Annotated in this window: 10 protein-coding genes and 1 other annotated feature; of the genes, 4 read left to right on the forward strand and 6 right to left on the reverse strand. The window is 39.3% G+C overall.

Annotated features, from left to right (window positions below):
- Window positions 1-144: 144 nt before the first annotated feature.
- A complete protein-coding gene (locus EM4838_RS12980) occupies window positions 145-1581 on the forward strand; it encodes an IS1182 family transposase (RefSeq protein ID WP_071868096.1) in 1437 nt (478 codons plus the stop codon).
- Between the two features lie 115 nt (window positions 1582-1696).
- On the opposite strand, the gene EM4838_RS12985 is transcribed toward EM4838_RS12980, so the two are convergent.
- The 3 genes from EM4838_RS12985 to EM4838_RS12995 form a co-directional block, all read right to left on the reverse strand.
- The gene (locus EM4838_RS12985; RefSeq protein WP_071867923.1) at window positions 1697-5746 is read right to left on the reverse strand and encodes a hypothetical protein; all 4050 of its coding nucleotides are present in this window, start codon (window positions 5744-5746) and stop codon (window positions 1697-1699) included.
- Between the two features lie 583 nt (window positions 5747-6329).
- Window positions 6330-8744 (reverse strand): leucine--tRNA ligase, encoded by a 2415-nt coding sequence (leuS, locus tag EM4838_RS12990; protein ID WP_071867922.1) that lies wholly within the window; start codon window positions 8742-8744, stop codon window positions 6330-6332.
- Window positions 8745-8834: 90 nt separating this feature from the next.
- Window positions 8835-9047 (reverse strand) — a binding site (T-box leader).
- Between the two features lie 70 nt (window positions 9048-9117).
- The gene (locus tag EM4838_RS12995; protein WP_071867921.1) at window positions 9118-11163 is read right to left on the reverse strand and encodes a LysM peptidoglycan-binding domain-containing protein; all 2046 of its coding nucleotides are present in this window, start codon (window positions 11161-11163) and stop codon (window positions 9118-9120) included.
- A 365-nt stretch (window positions 11164-11528) separates the two neighbouring features.
- Here EM4838_RS12995 and EM4838_RS13000 point away from each other — a divergent pair, with 365 nt between their 5' ends.
- From EM4838_RS13000 to mnmM, 3 genes are read left to right on the forward strand one after another with little or no spacing between them, the layout of a single operon-like run.
- Window positions 11529-12185, forward strand: a complete 657-nt coding sequence (locus tag EM4838_RS13000) for a phosphatase PAP2 family protein (RefSeq protein WP_071867920.1) — start codon at window positions 11529-11531, stop codon at window positions 12183-12185.
- The gene (mnmL, locus tag EM4838_RS13005) at window positions 12185-13147 is read left to right on the forward strand and encodes a tRNA modification radical SAM protein MnmL/YtqA (protein ID WP_071867919.1); all 963 of its coding nucleotides are present in this window, start codon (window positions 12185-12187) and stop codon (window positions 13145-13147) included. Before EM4838_RS13000 ends, mnmL begins: the two co-directional genes overlap by 1 nt.
- Window positions 13141-13716: a tRNA 5-(aminomethyl)-2-thiouridylate-methyltransferase MnmM gene (gene mnmM / locus EM4838_RS13010; protein ID WP_071867918.1), complete on the forward strand. Its 576-nt coding sequence runs from the start codon at window positions 13141-13143 to the stop codon at window positions 13714-13716. Before mnmL ends, mnmM begins: the two co-directional genes overlap by 7 nt.
- A gap of 807 nt (window positions 13717-14523) precedes the next feature.
- Here mnmM and EM4838_RS13015 read toward each other — a convergent pair.
- From EM4838_RS13015 to EM4838_RS13025, 3 genes are all read right to left on the reverse strand, one after another.
- Window positions 14524-16293: an ABC transporter ATP-binding protein gene (locus tag EM4838_RS13015; protein WP_071867917.1), complete on the reverse strand. Its 1770-nt coding sequence runs from the start codon at window positions 16291-16293 to the stop codon at window positions 14524-14526.
- 2 nt (window positions 16294-16295) lie between these two features.
- Window positions 16296-18008, reverse strand: a complete 1713-nt coding sequence (locus EM4838_RS13020) for an ABC transporter ATP-binding protein (RefSeq protein WP_071867916.1) — start codon at window positions 18006-18008, stop codon at window positions 16296-16298.
- A gap of 344 nt (window positions 18009-18352) precedes the next feature.
- The gene (locus EM4838_RS13025) at window positions 18353-18895 is read right to left on the reverse strand and encodes an acyl-CoA thioesterase (protein WP_019724018.1); all 543 of its coding nucleotides are present in this window, start codon (window positions 18893-18895) and stop codon (window positions 18353-18355) included.
- Window positions 18896-18899 lie beyond the last annotated feature (4 nt).

Below are 18899 nucleotides of genomic sequence, written 5' to 3' on the forward strand. Positions count from 1 at the left end.
TAAATAATTTTTTTAACTAAAATAAAAAAAACAGTAAGAAAGCATTTACTTTCTTACTGTCAGATTGTAGACAAAGTACTTATTTATAGTGCTTTGTCTTTTTTTATACGTTAAAATAAAACTATGAATTGGAGGTGTAACCCGATGCTCTCAAAACAAGATATGAGTAAGCGTGCACAGATGGGCTTTTTTGCTCTTGAAGACTTAGTTCCCCAAGACCATTTATTACGACAAATGGATCAGTTTATTGATTTTTCTTTTATTTACGATTTGGTAAAAGATAAATATGATGAAACCCAAGGACGGCCAAGCTTAGATCCCGTTCTTCTAATTAAATTACCGATGATTCAATATTTTTTTGGTATTAAAAGCATGAGACAAACCATCAAAGAAATTGAAGTGAACAACGCTTATCGATGGTTTTTGGGGTTAGGTTTAGAAGATGCAGTTCCTCATTTTTCTACATTTGGTAAAAACTATACGAGACGGTTCAAAGGAACCACTACATTTGAACAAATCTTTTATGAGATTTTAGCACAATGTATGATGGAAGGAATCGTTGATACCTCTGAAGTTTTTATTGATGGGACGCATATTAAAGCACATGCGAATCGAAACAAGAAAGAATCCGTCGAAGTGATGGATCAAGCCTTCTTTTATACGGAAAAATTGACAAAAGAAATTGAAAAAGATCGAGAAAAACGCCTAAAAAAGCCCTTAAAAGAAACCAACGCAGAAACTAAAATAGCTATGAAAAAAACAAGTACGACTGATCCCGAAAGTGGTTGGTTTCATAAAGGTGAGCATAAAGAAGTTTTTGCTTATAGCGCACAAGTAGCATGTGATAAAAACGGCTGGATACTAGGCTATACGACCCACCCAGGAAACTTACATGATAGTCGTACGTTTATTACTTTATTTAGAAAGCTCAAAGGAGCTTTTACTCTAGATAAATTGATTATGGATGCTGGGTATAAAACGCCAGCAATCGCTCAATTACTTCTCGAAGAGAAGCTGACGCCTGTTTTCCCTTATAAGCGACCCATGACGAAAGCGGGTTATTTCAAGAAGAACGACTATGCCTACGATGAATATTATGATTGTTATATCTGTCCTAATGATAAGATCCTCACTTATTCGACAACGAATCGAAAAGGATATTTAGAATACAAAAGTAATCCAGAAGAATGTAAAAATTGTCCTGTTCTATCTACTTGTACAAATTCAAAAAATCATACAAAAGTAATCACCAGACATATTTGGGCGAAAGCAATCGAACGATGTGAGGAAATACGTCACCAAAGAAATTTTAAAGACCTATACAGAAAAAGAAAAGAAACAATTGAACGAATTTTTGGTACAGCAAAAGAATTTCACGGATTACGTTATACGAATCAAATAGGAATTGAAAAAATGCACATGAAAATTGGGCTTACTTTTGCCTGCCTAAATATGAAAAAATTAGTAAAAATCAAAAAAGGCAGAGCAAGAAAGGAGTGTTTTTCTTTAGAAAAACAAAGCTATTTCTCTTTAATTATTGAAAACATACATATAAAAAAGACAAACCTCATTTTTACATAAGGTTTGTCTACAATCTGACAGTAAGAAAGCATTTACTTTCTTACTGTTCTCTTATTATTCTATAAAGAATGCTAGGTTTTCTCTTCACCTATTTCATTTGATAAAAATTTTTTTATTACTGTGCATTGAAATTCAAGCGCATACTGTAAATCGGATTCAATGGATCGTCCAAACTTTCAAAATCAAAGTTTTCGCCAACTGTGCCAAATAATGAGAAGGAGAAAGAAGTACTATGTCCGTCAATCGTTCCTAGTTCTCTGCGGTTATTGAGATTTTTACCTGATGAGATCAACATCACTTGATTATCATTCAGATTGTTTTTCACTCCAAGGTCGATTTCTGTTAGTTTTTCCGTTTCTGATTGACTAACGACTGAACTTACTGACACTTGGACCGCACGTTCCGCATTATTTTGGATTTGATAAGTTGGTGAGACAATACCATTACTTTCTTTGCTTTGGGCAAAGGACACATTCATCGGGATCGTCACATCGATATACTCGGACGTGTCTTCTAAAATCGTAACTTGACTGTTCAATGTTCGAAAATTTCTCTGTTGATCCGTCAAAGTGACTGTCACACCATACGTTCCCACTTCTAAATCTGCGAACGCGACATTGTTTTCATATGTAACTACCACTTGAATATCTGGTGACAATGACCAGTTGTCGGTCGGATCACCATCTAGAAATTCTCGTCCGCTTGGAGCTGTTTGTCCTTTTGTGAATACTAACGGATCTTTTAATACCCCCTCAGGTGCTGTGGTATCTTCAATCCGAACTTTCGTTTTTTCAAACGTAGTCGTATTTCCTGCTTCATCCGTGGCATCCACCTGTAGCTCATAATACCATTCACCAGGACTATGAGGAGGCATGGTGTGTAACGGAACATTATTTGTTAACGTGATTGCTTCTCGTTCTGTCCAATTATCTTCTAAATCAATAAGTAAAGAACGTAATTCTTCCTGTGTAAAATCACGTGTACGCGTCGCTTCAAAGACAGTCGTTGTCTGATTGATCGAACCGGTCGGTGCTTGTGTATCGATCACGCGATAGTTAACAGCGTATTCCGTGTAATTGCCTCGAATATCTTGTAGACGAACGTTGGCATCATAAATGGTTGGCGAAGGTGCAACATTGACGATACTCACTGTTTCGCCAATATTATTACGTAAAGAAAGATCAATTTGATCGGTTGCTGTCGTATTATCCAATGGATCTTCGGTAAAGAACTTTAGTAGCTCGTCTCTCGTCAATTCATTCACTCGACGTGCTTGAAAATCGACTGGTGTCGTGATGACGTTCCCTGTCGGTCCTTCGTTATCTCCTGCAAGAAATTTGACTTCTTGTAGATCCGTACGATTCCCGTGTTGGTCTTCCAAACGAATATAGCCTGTATATTCTTGGAACTCCAAGTCATCCAACGCAAATGCATTTCCTTGACTATCGACTAATTCGATGGTGATATTTTCTGGTAATGTCCAGTTGTCGACAGGGGCGCTACTGAAAAATCGCAACAAATCCGTTCGAGAGAACGTATTCGAAGTGAGCGTAGAAAAATCAATGACTTCATCTTTGAAGCTAGCAGTTGGCGCCGTAGTATCAACTATTCTTGGCATAGTTCCTCTAAAAATATGTTCATTTCCAGCTTCATCAATTGCCGTGATATCCATTGGATGGTATCCATTTGGATCATTCGGAGATAAAACATATAAATGACGATGATTTTCTAATCGAATATTTTCTGGTAATGTCCAATTATCCGAAATACTATGAAATAGTAGTCGTAATTCTTCTTGGGTAAAATCGCGATGACGATTAGCTTCAAAAATTGTCCAAGTTCCTTTAGCACTTCCTGTCGGCGCTTGTGTATCAATTACGCGATAACTGATCATTTTATTTCTATTCGCATTGCCTGCTTCATCTTCTACATTTAAAAATCCTGTATATGTTTGGAGTAAGTTAGGCGCTACTCCAGCAATCGAAGTAGCCGTACCCAGCGAGTCAAGCAATGATAATTTAATCTCATCATTCAAGGTCCAGTTATCCGACATCGAATCAACAAACGGTAATAACTCTGAGCGTTCAAGTCCGCCAATTCGTCGTGCTTGTAAATCTCTAGTAGTTGTATTGGTCGTAACGTCTGGAGATATTGTATCTATTACACGATACGTAACTGGTAAATCACGAAAATTACCAAATTCATCAGTTAGACGGATTGCTGCGTCATAGACATTTGTTATTGACGGAGCAACATTTCTGATACTTACTGTATTCTCAGAACTATCGATTAATGAAATATCGATTTGATCCGTTGGTGTACTATTATCCACTGGATCATCGATAAAGAATTTCATAATGTCTTCTTTTGTCAAATCATTCACTCTTGTGGCTTCAAAATCTACTGGCGTAGTCGTGACATTTGCTGTTGGTCCTTCGATATCTCTCAGATTAAATTTCACTTCCTGTAGCGCCGATTGATTCCCAAATTCATCTTCTAGACGAATATAACCTGTATGAACGCTATTTGATGGTTCTAGATTTTGCAAATTGATAACTTCCCCATTACTGTCTAACAGTTGGACGATAATTTCATCTCTTAATGTCCAATTGTCCTCCAAATCATTATTCAAAAATTGCATGATTTCCGAACGAGAGGGAATGCTTGTTTCAACATTAGAAAGATCGATTATTTCTGATTTCACTGTCCCTGTAGGGGCTAATGTGTCTATAATACGCATTCTTGTTTCGTAAAAATTTTGTGTATTTCCACTTTCATCTGTTGCATTTAGATTAATTAAATGAGTGGAGTTAGGTTCTAATTCCATCAAGCTTCTTGTAGATGCCATTCTAATATTACTCAACGTAGACCAATTATCTTGAAGATTATTTATAACCGAACGTAATTCTTCCTGGTTAAAATCTCGGTGACGATTTGCTTGAATATTTGTCCATTCAGTTTTTTCCATACCTGTAGGTGCTTCAGTGTCTACGACCGTCACATTTGTCCAAAATCGTGTGATCCCACCAGTGGAATTATTGATAAGATAAACTGGTAATTGATTAGTATAACCAGGAAACCAACCAGATCCAAGGCTTGTCGTGGAGAAACGCCAATTTCCTGAACCTGGTAATGTATGGAACCAACTTCGGATCACTTCTTGTGACAACGTTTGATTTCTTGTGGCCTGAACCGTCACATTCTCATGAACACCGACTTCTTCCTTTTCTTCCTCTTCTTCTCCCTCATCTTCCGCATTCACTGTCAATTGTCCAATCGTTTCCCCTGTATAACTAAGATTCATCACATGTCTTGGGGTCGCAATGTGTGTAAACTGAGTCGCAACACCTGTCGTACCTAAACCGACATTTCCACGGACATCTAACGCTACGGTCGTACTTGCCGCCTGTACTCTTCTAACTGTAAAATTGATCGTTGATGTAAAATTGGAATTGACGGTCACAGTAGCGGATACACTCACCGCTGCGTTACTTGACGAAATATTTGTCAGTGTGTAGGTATTTCGGTGAGTCGAATGGTTTCCATAATACATCTGTGTGTAAAATTCGTCGGGCATTCCGGCAGGACTATCCGTGACAATAGAAGAAATCCATCCATTACTATTGCCTACTCGCTGAACCATTGAATGTGTCGGTACGGTCACAGAGAAAGTCGCTGTTGCATTCACCTCGTTGCCTAAAGTAATGGTTCGATTGATGGCATTTTGCAAGACTGCTTGAATATAGGAGCTTCTCCCATGATTGGTTAGTTCTGCTACGTTCTGTGCAGTTAAATTCAGCCGTCCCAAATGGGCAGATAGCGGACTTTCATCAAGTGGTGGCACTTCTTCTTGTGTTTCCACCGTCTCTATAGTCTCCTCCGTCGCTGGCGCTTCTGGAGGTGCTTCCATCGGTGGCACTTCTTCTGCCACTTCTGGTGGAGCTTCAGGAGTTTCCACTACTACTTCAGGCTCTTCGTGAGTAATTGGTGCTTGTTCTTCGACCACCTCTGTTGCTTCTTCAGATAAGTGGCTTTCTGGCTGCTCTTCCATGATCTCTGTATTAGCTATCGACTCGTTTTCTATTGCCATTACCACTGAAGGTAGCAATGCCTGTTGAAACAATAGGAATGAGGTAGCGATAATCCGTATTTTTTTTGCTTTCAAAAATTCTCTCCCCTCTCTTATTTTTTGACAATGCATGTAATCATCTATCTTTTTGGATAAGCTGATTGAGACAAGTAATCGTTTAAAACGAGCTACTCGATCGTAAGTTTTCTGCAAAGTTCAGCTATAAATAAAAGGTATGTAGTTAGTTCAGGCACCTTCGCAAAAATCATTGCGAGTTTATGCAGGATTTTTATGTGGAATCAATGGTGCAAACCCGCTAAAAATGAAAAAAAACTCAAAAAATAATAATGCAAATGCCATACAAATATTATCCATAATTTCAAAATACTAATAAAATCTTTTTTTACCGTTAGCAAGGTAAAAAAACACCCAAGACGTGAACGCCAGTTGATCACTATTTTTTTCGACTTTACCTTTTACTTGTCTACACTAGATTAGTTACTATTCCTTGAACAAAAAGGGATAACTATTATATAGAGTAAAAATATGAAATTATCACTGATAATAAAATTTCCCTCAGATGGAAATTTATAAAAAAAACCACATTCTCATGAAATCCAAATGATTTTCATGAGAATGTGGCATCTCGTTTTTACTTTTTTCTATTGGTCCTTACTTATTAATTTGCGACGATGTTGACTAATTTATTTGGAACCACGATCACTTTTCTGATTGTTTTTCCTTCTAATTGTTCTTTGATACTATCATCGTCCATCGCTGTTTTTTCTAGTTCTTCTTTTGATAAGTCACGTGCAACACTGGCTTTTGCACGAACTTTTCCATTGATTTGGAAGACGACTTCTACTTCATCTTCAATCAAAGCAGCTTCATCATAAGTCGGCCATGGTGCATAAGAAAGATCTTGTTCATTGCCTAGGATCGCCCATAGCTCTTCGCCGATATGTGGCGCGATCGGCGCAAGTAATTGTACGAATCCTTCGATATATTCATAAGGTAAGGCATCGACTTTATATGCTTCATTGACAAAGACCATCAATTGAGAAATCGCTGTATTGAAATGTAGATTTTCGTAATCTTCTGTGACTTTTTTAACTGTTTGGTGGTATACTTTATCAAGTTTACCGTCATTCAGTGTCGTGATACGATCACGCATTTTATTGTTTTCGTCCACGATCAAGCGCCAAACACGATCTAAGAATTTACGGCTACCTTCTAAGCCATTTTCACTCCAAGCAATCGATGCGTCTAATGGGCCCATGAACATTTCGTAGAGACGTAACGTGTCCGCACCATATGCTTCTACGACATCGTCAGGATTGACAACATTGCCACGAGATTTAGACATTTTTTCGTTGTTTTCTCCAAGGATCATTCCTTGATTGAACAATTTTTCAAAAGGCTCTTTTGTTGGTACCACGCCAATATCGTAAAGGAATTTATGCCAGAAGCGAGCATACAATAGGTGAAGTACCGCATGTTCTGCCCCACCGATATAAATATCTACTGGTAACCATCGTTCTAGTTTTTCATAGTTAGCTAATTCTTTTTTATTATGTGGATCGATATAGCGTAGGTAATACCATGAGCTTCCTGCCCATTGTGGCATCGTATTCGTTTCACGACGGCCTTTTTTACCTGTTTCAGGATCAACGACATTGACCCACTCGTCAATGTTTGCTAATGGTGACTCCCCTGTTCCACTTGGTTGGATATTGCTTGTTTTTGGTAAACGTAGTGGTAATTCTTCTTCTGATACAGTTGTCACTGTGCCGTCTTCCCAATGGATGATTGGGATTGGTTCTCCCCAATAACGTTGACGAGAAAACAACCAATCACGCAAGCGATAGCTGACTTCTTTTTTCCCAACGCCATGTTCTTCCAACCATTGATTCATCGCATCGATGGCTTCTTCTTTATTCAATCCGTTCAAGAAATCAGAATTGATATGCGCACCATCTTCTGTGTAGGCAGCTGCTGAAGTATCTCCACCTTCGATGACTGGTAAGATTTCTAGATCAAACGTTTGTGCAAACTCGTAATCACGTTCATCATGTGCCGGTACTGCCATGATCGCACCTGTGCCATAAGAAGCTAACACATAATCAGCGATCCAGATAGGGATTTCCTTGCCATTTACTGGGTTGATCGCATACGCACCTGTAAATACACCTGTTTTTTCTTTAGCAAGATCTGTTCGTTTAAGATCTGATTTTTTCGCTGTTTCTGCGATATACGCTTCGACTGCTTCTTTTTGTTCTGGAGTTGTGATCTCACGAACTAAGTCTAGCTCTGGTGCTAGCACAGAGTAGGTTGCCCCAAATAACGTATCTGGACGTGTGGTAAAGACCGTATATTCTTTGTCTGTGCCAGCCACTTTAAACGTGACATTTGCTCCGACTGAACGACCGATCCAGTTACGTTGCATTTCTTTGATGCTTTCGGGCCAATCCACAAGCTCTAGGTCATCGATCAAACGATCTGCATAAGCGGTGATTTTCAGCATCCATTGACGCATTGGTTTACGGATGACATCATAGCCACCACGTTCACTTTTGCCGTCGATCACTTCTTCGTTTGAGATCACGGTGCCTAGTTCAGGTACCCAGTTCACGGCTACTTCTGCTTCATAGGCTAAGCCTTTTTCGTATAATTTAGTAAAAATCCATTGAGTCCATTTGTAGTACTCAGGATCTGTTGTGTTGACTTCACGATTCCAATCGTAACTAAAACCAAGTGAATTGATTTGGCGACGGAAGGTTTCAATATTTTTTTGCGTAAATTCTGCAGGGTCATTGCCTGTGTCCAATGCGTATTGCTCTGCCGGTAGTCCAAATGCATCCCACCCCATTGGATGTAACACGTTGAAGCCTTGACTACGTTTGAAACGAGCTAGGATATCTGTTGCTGTATAGCCTTCTGGATGCCCAACATGCAGACCTTGTCCTGATGGATATGGAAACATATCCAACGCATAGAATTTTGGTTTACCTGGTTCATCATGCGTATTAAAGGTGTTATTTTTTGCCCAATATTTTTGCCATTTTTTTTCAATTTCTTTGTGATTATAGCTCATCTTGAACCCCCTATTTTGATGTAATGATCTGTTTCTCTTTTAGAAGCTGGCCTTGAAAAACAAAAAAATCCTATAAAAAGATTGCTCTTTTTATAGGACGTAATCTACGTGGTACCACCTAATTTTGCCTTACTGAACAAGGCCTTGAACGTTGTAACGGTCGTCACCGCCTCTGCTTACTGGGAGAACTGTTCAGCAGGTGCAACTCAAAGGCGAGTTCAAAAGCGTCCGTACACATTTTCACCAACCATGTGCTCTCTAAAACTTTCGACTTTTTACTACTTCCTTTTCAAACGTTGATCAACTAAATTTTTAGTAGCTTCATAGTAACAAATATTATTGAATCAATCAACTATTATTTCAGTTAGAACGATTATTTTGCAACGATCAAACTTTGACCTGGGTAGATAAAGTTATTTTTGATGTTGTTCCACTCAATCAATTGCGTCATTGAGATGCCATGGCTATCAGCTACACCCCAAACGGATTCACCTGCTTTGACTGTGTAACGTTTGCCATCATTAGACGTAGGTGCTGCTGTTGTATTTCCTTTTTTCACGACCACTTTTTGGCCTGGATAGATGAAATTGTTTTTGATATTGTTCCATTCGATCAGTTGATCCATCGTGATGCCGTGTTTGTCAGCTACACCCCAAACGGATTCACCTGCTTTGACCGTATAGATCGTATCACCAGACGTTGATGTGTTCGTTGCTGCTGACGTATTCGGCGTGCTTGGAGCAGCTGCCGGTGTTGTTGTCGGTGTAGATGTTGGCGCCGCTGTACTACCGCCTTTTACAATCAGCTTTTGACCTGGGTAGATGAAGTTATTTTTGATATTGTTCCATTCAATCAATTGGTTCATTGAGATCCCATTTTTATTTGCGACGCTCCACACAGATTCCCCTGCTTTGACCGTGTAGGTGCCTGAGCCTTGGCTTGCTGTGTTTGAAGTCGTTGGATTATTCGTCGTTGTTGAAGGTGCTGGATTCGTTGATGCAGTGCTTGATGCAGTGCTTGATGCGCCACCATTTGAAACAACCAACTGTTGTCCTGGGTAAATAAAGTTGTTCTTGATGTTGTTCCATTGGATCAACTGTGCCATTGAGATGCCATGGGCATGAGACACACCCCAGACAGAATCACCTGCTTTGACCGTATATTTTGCACCAGAAACTGAAGCACCTGTACTTGGTGTTGATGGTGTTGTGCTTGGTGTCGATGGTGTATTTACAGAAGCAGACCCACCATTAGAAACGATCAAGCTTTGTCCTGGATAAACAAAATTATTCTTGATATTATTCCATTGGATCAATTGTGCCATTGAGATGCCGTGGGCATTCGAGATACCCCAAACAGAGTCACCTGCTTTGACTGTATAACGCGTACCGGACGAATTGTTTGTTGTTGTTCCAGCAGAACTGCTACCTGTAGAAGCTGTATTGTTTCCTGAATTTGTTGTTGAAGAACCGCCAGCTGTACCACCTTTGATCGTCAACTTTTGTCCTGGATAAACAAAATTATTTTTAATATTATTCCATTCGATCAATTGCGCCATTGAGATGCCATGAGCATTTGAGATGCCCCAAACAGAATCACCTGATTTTACTGTGTACGTCGTTGAACCAGTAGTCGTACTTCCACTAGTATTTCCTGTATTCGTGCTTCCAGTGTTGGTGCTTCCTGTATTTGTACTTCCTGTGTTCCCTGTATTGATCGTATTGCCGCCGCCAGTAGTCGCACCACCGCCTGCATTTCCAGTTGCTGGTGTGTCATATTTAGTCAAGCCATACGTCATGATAAGATTGTTTAATTTTGTCGCATAACTTGGGTCCGTCGCATAGCGTCCTGTCAAATGGGCAGTAGCATCCGTATAAGAACGAGTATTACTCTTCCAAGCACCTGCATAGTAGTAGCCATTACCAAATGAAGTATTTCTAAGTACATAGGCATTGTCACTAAAAGACTCTGCGAAAGAAGGATATTGACGGAAAGGTTCTTTTTTCGTCACCCATTGGTTGTTCAAGAATTCAAGCGTGTCCATATAAACAGTTTGTCCTTGGTAGCTTCCTTTGATCCCAAATAAGTTATGATACGGTGCACGTGATAATGTACTGCCACCCCAACCACTTTCGACGACTGCTTGAGCGATCATTACTGAAGCATACAAATCATTCGCGTTTGCGATCGGTTGTGCAAATGTGGCAATTTCTGTGATAAATGCAGCGGTATTGATCCGAGAGTTCATTTGGATCGGTGTTTCATCCGCATTGACAGCGACTGATTGTAATACTGGTGCGACAGCTGAACAGCCCACCATTGCGGTTCCGACGATTGCCGCACTTCGCTTTACTTTACGGTAACGCTTTGCTTGTTCCAGACGTCTGCGTTCTTTTCGTCCTACTAATTCCTTTTGCATATACTATCCCCCATATTTAATTACTTTTATCTATCCTTATCAATAATTATAACTTCTCTTAATATTTATTAAAAGTTATTTAAGACTATTACGTTGTTTTGTAATCTTTATGTAATCTTTCGTAATTTTTTGATTTGACGCTTTTGTTAACCCTTTAATCAAACGATTCCGAGTTATTAAATTATATATGATCACCTATTTTTTAAATTAAATATGTCGGTTATATTACTTGAGGGTTGCTATTACATTACAACTTGCATAACAATATGTTTTTATTCATTGATCCAAGTGAACAGGAATAGAAAACTCTTGTTTTTCGTTCTTATAATAAATGCTATAATGGTTGGGCATGAAGGAGGAGTTAAATGAAAAATAAAAGAATCTTCCAAATCTCAGCCGCAAGTTGCTTCTTGCTTTTTCTAGCGTTGAGTCTACTTGTCTTATTTCGCGTGGATCTATTGTCTAGTTTTGACCAAACACTGACCCATTGGATTCGTATTCCTTATCCTGATTGGAATCCATTTCAGCGGTTGATCACGACATTTGGAAATGCAATAACTGTCATTTTAGTATTTGGATTAGTTGCTCTTTGGTTGTGGCACAAGAAAAAAAGAAAAGAACTGTATTGGTTCATCTTCAACTTTGTGCTAGTTGCTGGGATATTAAATCCACTAATCAAGCTGTTGGTGATGCGTGACCGTCCAAGTCTGCAACATTTAGTGGTCGAAACGACATATAGTTTTCCCAGCGGACATGCCGCAACGAGTATGATCTTGTATGGCACACTGATTTTTTTGATGCCATCTTTGATCAAGACGAGAGAATGGGCATGGATGATCCAAGTATTGTTAGGTTTATTGATTCTGAGTATTGGCGCTAGTCGTGTCTATCTGGGTGTCCATTATCCTAGTGATATCCTCGGTGGTTATAGCTTGAGCCTGTTTTGGTTATGCTTGACTTATCCTTGGTATGTCCAACAACGCTTGCCATTTACACAATCAAATAGGAAGAAGGGATTTTAATGGAATTTCCTTATGCTGAAGGAAATAAACGTTACCATTCTTGGAATTATGCGTTACGCCATGAATTTGGTGGAAAAATTTTTAAAGTACCTATCGATGGTGGCTTTGATTGTCCCAATCGTGACGGGACAGTTGCCCATGGTGGCTGTACCTTTTGTAGTGTTTCTGGCTCTGGTGATATGATCGTTGCTCCAGAAGAGCCACTACCGATCCAATTTCAAAAAGAAATCGATATGATGCACAAAAAATGGCCACAAGTGAATCAATACATCGTTTACTTTCAAAATTTCACAAACACCCATGCGCCAGTCGAAGTCATTCGTGAACGATTTGAACAGGTCATCAATCTACCGGGTGTCGTTGGTTTATCAATTGGTACTAGACCAGATTGCTTACCCGATGAAGTCGTTGATTACTTAGCTGAATTGAATCAACGTTTATATTTATGGGTAGAATTGGGCTTACAAACGACTTATGAAGAAACCTCCATCCTGATCAATCGAGCCCATGATTATCAGACGTACCTAGACGGTGTTGCGAAATTACGGAAGCACGACATACGTGTATGTACGCATTTGATCAACGGTTTACCGGGAGAATCCTTGGAAATGATGCGGGAAAATGTTCGTCGCACGATCTTAGATTCTGATATCCAAGGAATCAAACTACATTTGATGCACTTGATGCGTAAAACGAAGATGTTACGAGACTATCATGAGGGCAGACTGCAGTTGATGAGTCGAGCAGATTATGTATCTGTCATTTGTGACCAACTGGAAATGATTCCTCAAGAGATCATCATCCATCGTTTGACTGGCGATGCACCTTGGGACTCCTTGATCGGGCCAATGTGGAGTTTGAAAAAATGGGAAGTCTTGAATGCGATCGATGAAGAAATGATTCGTCGCAATAGTTACCAAGGAAAGTACAATATTCGAGAGGGAGTCAAAAGCGGATGTTAAAAACGGCACTTCATTTTAGCCATACGCTATTGGAGGAAATCATCCAACCGGGAGATCATGTGATTGATGCGACGATGGGTAATGGGTATGACACCGTTTTTCTAGCAGAAAAAGTCGGAAAAACCGGTCAGGTATATAGTTTTGATATCCAAAAACAAGCATTGGCGTCCACGCAACAGAAATTGTCAGAAAACGGCTTATTGGAGCGGACGACCCTGTTTTTACAAGGACATGAAACCATTGGTGCGGTCATTTCTGAACAACAACCCATCAAAGCCGGCATCTTCAACTTAGGCTATTTACCCAAAAGTGATAAATCCGTCATCACGCTACCTGAAACGACAAAAACAGCGATGGAAGAAATCTTGAAACGTTTAGTTCCACAAGGTCGCATGATCATCGTCGTTTATTATGGCCATCAAGGTGGCGAAGCAGAACTAGATATGGTACAAAGCTTTTGCCAAGCGTTGCCTCAAGAACAATTCAATGTTTTGAATTATCAATTTATCAATCAAAAAAATAATCCTCCGATCTTGTATTGTATCGAAAAAAAGAAAAGCCACAACTAATAAAAACCTCCTTATCTTCTAGTGTGATAAAACTGAGAAGATAAAGAGGTTTTTCATTTTTTTACCAAAACCTAACGACCAATTAGAATGCCATTTTCTTAATGGTATTCACTTGATTACATTTGTCCTATGATTTAGTGAAATACTGTTTTAGCACACGAATGATCAATATTGTTACGCCTACTGCCAAAATAAAACTGATGATGGCTATTAGGATTCCTAAAATACCCATGATGTTCTCCTTACTATGTTCTATGTAACACGCTTAGACAAAAACCACTAGCCCGCCAGCTAGTGGTTCTTGGTCGTAATATGAACCTGTTCTTTGTTGAATAAATTATACTATAATACAATTAACATTCAAGTGTGTCTGTGTATTTAGAATAGAAATTCATCGTCACTCCTATTGATCAAACGATTATCAAGAGGAATACTTGATTAAGTGCTTTTTATTGTACGTAGTCATGGTTCCTAAAATCATTGACCTGACTTAATAAGAAATCACAGATTCACTTCCCAATAACTGAAAACTATTTGCCACAACTTTTGTTACATAAATACACTAGCCTTGCTAATTTTCCAAGGTTCATGTTTGGATTCATCCAAAAGCGCCAATCAGACTGCATTACATGAAAAACACCAAACCAAGGGCTTCTTGATTTGGTGTTTTTCGACTTCCATTTGAACATTCGTTACACAATGACGGGAGTGAGACATTCGTTCTCTCCCACCACCTAAAACCGAATAAACGGCGGTAACAGAAGGAACCTCTTCGGAAATAAGGCTGAACACTTCTGTCCCAAGCGCCTACTCAAACACAAACTGATTATGATACAACTCCGCATAGAAGCCATCTTCTGCTAATAGTTGGTGATGGTTTCCTTCTTCGATCACTTGACCATCACGTAAAACGACGATACGATCAGCATTCAAAATCGTCTTCAAGCGATGGGCGATCACGAAACTTGTCCGACCTTTGATCGCTTCATCCATTGCTTTTTGGATTCTTGCTTCAGTTACTGTATCCACGTTACTTGTTGCTTCATCTAAAATCAATAGGTCTGGATTCGTGATGATTGTTCGCGCGATACTGATCAATTGCTTTTGCCCCGTACTGAACAAATTATTTTCTTCAGAGACGTGAGTATCATAGCCGTGTTCTAGCGTCTGGATAAAGTCATGGATATTTGCTTGTTTCGCTGCGCTAACTACTTCTTCATCCGTTGCATCTGGTTTACCAAAGACAATATTGTCTCGAATCGTGCCAGAAAATAGAACTGATTCTTGTAGAACGATTCCGACATGTCGACGCAAATCGTCTAAATCATACTCGCGGATATCTGTTCCGTCAATGCTCACAGAGCCACCGTTCACATCATAGAAGCGATTCAACAAGTTCATGATCGTTGTCTTACCTGAACCAGTTGGGCCTACTAAAGCAACCATCTCGCCTTTGTTCACATCAATGGAAACATCATTTAAGACTAATTTCTCTGGACTATAACCAAAATCAACATTCGTTAATGATAAGCCTTTTTCGATTCCAGCAAATGGCTTGCCATTTTGTGGCTTCACTTCATCTTTTTCAGCAAACATTTCATTCAGTCTTCGCGCTCCAGTGATCGCTAATTGGATCATACTGTAGCCAGAAGAAATTTGCATCAATGGTTGATAATATTGTTGGGAATATTGGACGAAAGTAACTACTAATCCTAGCGCTACTGAACGTTCCAGATCACCATTCAACGCTAACCATCCACCAAAGAAAATCACGATCGCGGTGTTAACTAAAGACATGCCTTGCATCATTGGGAAAAGCAACCCTGAGTATGCTTGTCCTTTAAATGTTGCTTCACGAACAGTTTGATTATGGGCTAAGAAGCCTTCGATTGTTTCTTCTTGCAGACCATTCGTGATGATCACGCGTTGTCCACTGATTTTTTCATCCATATAACCATTCAATTTACCCACTTCATCTTGTTGGATGTCGACATATTTGCGGGCTTTTTGAATGACTAGGACAGCAATCAAAATCGCTACCGGTGTAGAAGCAATCGTCGCCCAAGCAAGTTGGACATTTTGGCGGAACATCATGATCAAGATACCAACTAATAGAACCGCATTCGTGATCACTTGAAGAAGTGCTTGGTTCAAACTATTTTGGATATTATCCAAATCGCTAGTGAAGCGACTAAGAATTTCTCCGTCTTGATGGGAATCAAAAAAGCGGATCGTTAATTTTTCTAATTTATTAAATAGACCAATACGCATCCGGTTCGTTGATTTCCCGACCACTTGTGTAAATAAAATACTGTAAATAAAATTTGCCGCACTGGCTAAAACATAAAACATCAAAAGCTTCCAAATAATCGAAAGGAAATTACTTTTATCATCGACACCTTGCATCAAAGCACCGATGTAATTTGCTAATTCTTGGAAAGCTTCCCCGATATATTGAGGTGCTTTCACCTGTAAGTAAGTTGCTGCAATCACAGTAATAAAGATAAAGAAGAAGGAAACCTTGTACCGCTTTAAATAATGATAGAAAAACTTACTTGCTTTAATCAAATCAGTCATGGCTACTCCTCCGTTCCTTTTTGAGTTTCGAAAATCTCTTGATATACCTGATTGTTCGCAACGAGTTCTTCATGCGTTCCTTCACCCACTAGTTTTCCTTCATCCAATACCAAGATGCGGTCTGCTTTGACAACAGAAGCAATCTTTTGGGCGATAACGATCGTTGTCGTGTCTTTCAACTCACGATCAAGGGCTTCGCGAACCAGTTTTTCTGAACGGGCATCTAATGCACTGGTACTGTCATCTAGAATCAGGATCTTTGGATGACCGATCACACCACGTGTGATAGATAAACGTTGTTTTTGTCCACCAGAAAAGTTACTACTACGTTCTTCGACTGGTGCTTCATAACGATCAGCTAATTTCTCGATAAATTCTTTGGCTTGAGCGATAGAAGAAGCATTCTCCATATCCTTTTCTGTTGCATTCTTGTTCCCTTGACGTAGATTCTGGGCAATCGTGCCTGAAAAAAGAATCGCTTTTTGTAAAACAAACGAAACGGTATTTCTTAAACTGTGTTCATTCACTTGTCGTAGATCAACACCACCAACTTCTACTTTTCCTTCTGTTGGATCGAACAAGCGTGGAATCAATTGTGCTAAAGTTGACTTTCCTGCTCCGGTTGCCCCAACAATACCAATCATTTCACCAGGCTCGATCGAAAAAGTGATATTTTTGAGTGTGTCTGCATCATCACCAGGATAACGGAAAGACACATTTTCAAAACGAACAGAACCAGTCAATTCTTGTTCAGGTACATCTAGATAAGTTAAATCTGGTTCAGTATCCAAGATTTCTTTGATCCGTTTCAATGAAACGGCAGCTCTTGAGGTCATCATCATCATCATACCGCCAATGATGATCGCCATCATGATCTGCATCAAATAGTTCATAAATGAAGCAATACCACCAATCAGGGTTGGATCATCTTTTGCAAGATCACTGACGAAGAAGATTGCGCCCACCACAGCTAAGTTCGCAGCTAACATAAATGAGGGAATCATGACTGAAAATAATGTTCCAACAATGATATTGTGCTTTGTTAAATCTTCACTGACTTTACTAAACTCATTCAACTGATTTTCTTCTTGGACAAACGATTTGACTACTCGAATCCCCATTAGATTTTCTTTTGCGATACTATTAACTTTATCGATCAGTTTTTGGATGATCATAAAGTGCTTGCCCATACGTGTAAAGGACAGCGCTGTGATCAAGAATACAGTAACGATCAAAAGAACGATGATCCACCACAACTGAGGCATTGTTGCCATCGCAAGAATAAATGCACCAATAAACAGAAACGGGATACGGAACAAAGATTGCAAAGAAATCATAACTAAGTTTTGGATCTGCGTAATATCGTTCGTTAAGCGCACCACTAAATTACCAGCAGAAAACTGTTCAATATTACCAAATGAGAAGGTCTGGATCTTGCGAAACGCTTCCTCCCGGATATCTGCACTGACACCTTGTGCGACTTTAGCAGAAAATATCGTATTCGTGACTCCAGCTGCTAAACCTAGGAGTGCTAAACTAATCAAAGAAATGCCAATCGTACGCATTTCATCGCTGTCTTCCGTGATGATTGCTTCTAGTACTTGTTGCAACAACTTAGGTTGCCAAAGCGTAGCTGTCACCATAAGTGCGACAGAAAGCAAAGAAACAAAAACAGCTAATCGATAGTTTTTTGCATGTTTTAAAATAAGCTTCATATTTGTGACTTACACCTCTCTTTTTTTATAATAAATCGTCCTATTTTATAATTCGTAAAAATAGACCGACTAACAATTTACCATGTTTGAAAAAAGAAATCAACCTGTAATTTTTTAACGCTGGAACTACTTTTATAATAGAAAGAAACTTTAAAGTGTCTGTTTTTAAATACACCTTCTTTCTTCTTGAGTTTATCTTCCTCTCACTATAAAAGGTACGTTATGGAATTCTTCTTTATTATGCTTATTTCCAATCCGTTTAGCACCTATCTTGCTCGCCACAATAAAAAAGAAGTGATCTTGAACGATCACTTCTACATTTCTTCTACCATTCATAAGTAGACTTATTCGCCTTCTCGTTCTCTTGTCCAAGGGAGGTCCAAAGATAAACTAGCGGCAAATTCTTTATAGGCTGTTCTTTCCTTCTGTCTTGTAGCACGGCGTTCCTCGTACCCACTGCAAACTAATTGCTCTTCCTCGGTTTCAGGAATGACATGTGGCACGGTAAACTCTTTTTCAAGGTTCATATGTGAAGGAACCGCAACGAATGTCGTAAAGCAAGTAGCAGCCAAATAGCGTTCACCTGTCGTTAAGTTTTCACCGATGATCTTCACAAAAACCTCCATTGATTTCTTATGGGCACCTGACACATAAGATTCCACACAAACGGAATGATTTTCATGCAAAGGCTTCAAAAAATTCAAACTATCTAAAGAAGCAGTGACTGCCCCTCTGCGACAATGACGGGTGACCGAAATCGATGCTGCATCATCGATCATTGCCATTAGTTTCCCTCCAAAAAGATACCCAAATGGATTCAAATCAAAGGGAAAGATCCGATGTGTTTGGATAACCATCGAGTCTTTGCAATACTTTGTTTCTTCCATACGT

The organism is Enterococcus mundtii (assembly GCF_002813755.1).
GTDB classification, from domain to species: Bacteria; Bacillota; Bacilli; order Lactobacillales; family Enterococcaceae; genus Enterococcus_B; species Enterococcus_B mundtii.

What these genes read in the sequence shown, in the direction of transcription:
- EM4838_RS13015 (WP_071867917.1), bottom strand. Translation starts at nt 16,293, where the DNA reads ATGACTGATTTGATTAAAGCAAGTAAGTTTTTCTATCATTATTTAAAG.
- leuS (WP_071867922.1), bottom strand. Translation starts at nt 8,744, where the DNA reads ATGAGCTATAATCACAAAGAAATTGAAAAAAAATGGCAAAAATATTGG.
- mnmL (WP_071867919.1), top strand. Translation starts at nt 12,185, where the DNA reads ATGGAATTTCCTTATGCTGAAGGAAATAAACGTTACCATTCTTGGAAT.
- EM4838_RS12995 (WP_071867921.1), bottom strand. Translation starts at nt 11,163, where the DNA reads ATGCAAAAGGAATTAGTAGGACGAAAAGAACGCAGACGTCTGGAACAA.
- EM4838_RS13025 (WP_019724018.1), bottom strand. Translation starts at nt 18,895, where the DNA reads ATGGAAGAAACAAAGTATTGCAAAGACTCGATGGTTATCCAAACACAT.
- EM4838_RS13000 (WP_071867920.1), top strand. Translation starts at nt 11,529, where the DNA reads ATGAAAAATAAAAGAATCTTCCAAATCTCAGCCGCAAGTTGCTTCTTG.
- mnmM (WP_071867918.1), top strand. Translation starts at nt 13,141, where the DNA reads ATGTTAAAAACGGCACTTCATTTTAGCCATACGCTATTGGAGGAAATC.
- EM4838_RS13020 (WP_071867916.1), bottom strand. Translation starts at nt 18,008, where the DNA reads ATGAAGCTTATTTTAAAACATGCAAAAAACTATCGATTAGCTGTTTTT.
- EM4838_RS12980 (WP_071868096.1), top strand. Translation starts at nt 145, where the DNA reads ATGCTCTCAAAACAAGATATGAGTAAGCGTGCACAGATGGGCTTTTTT.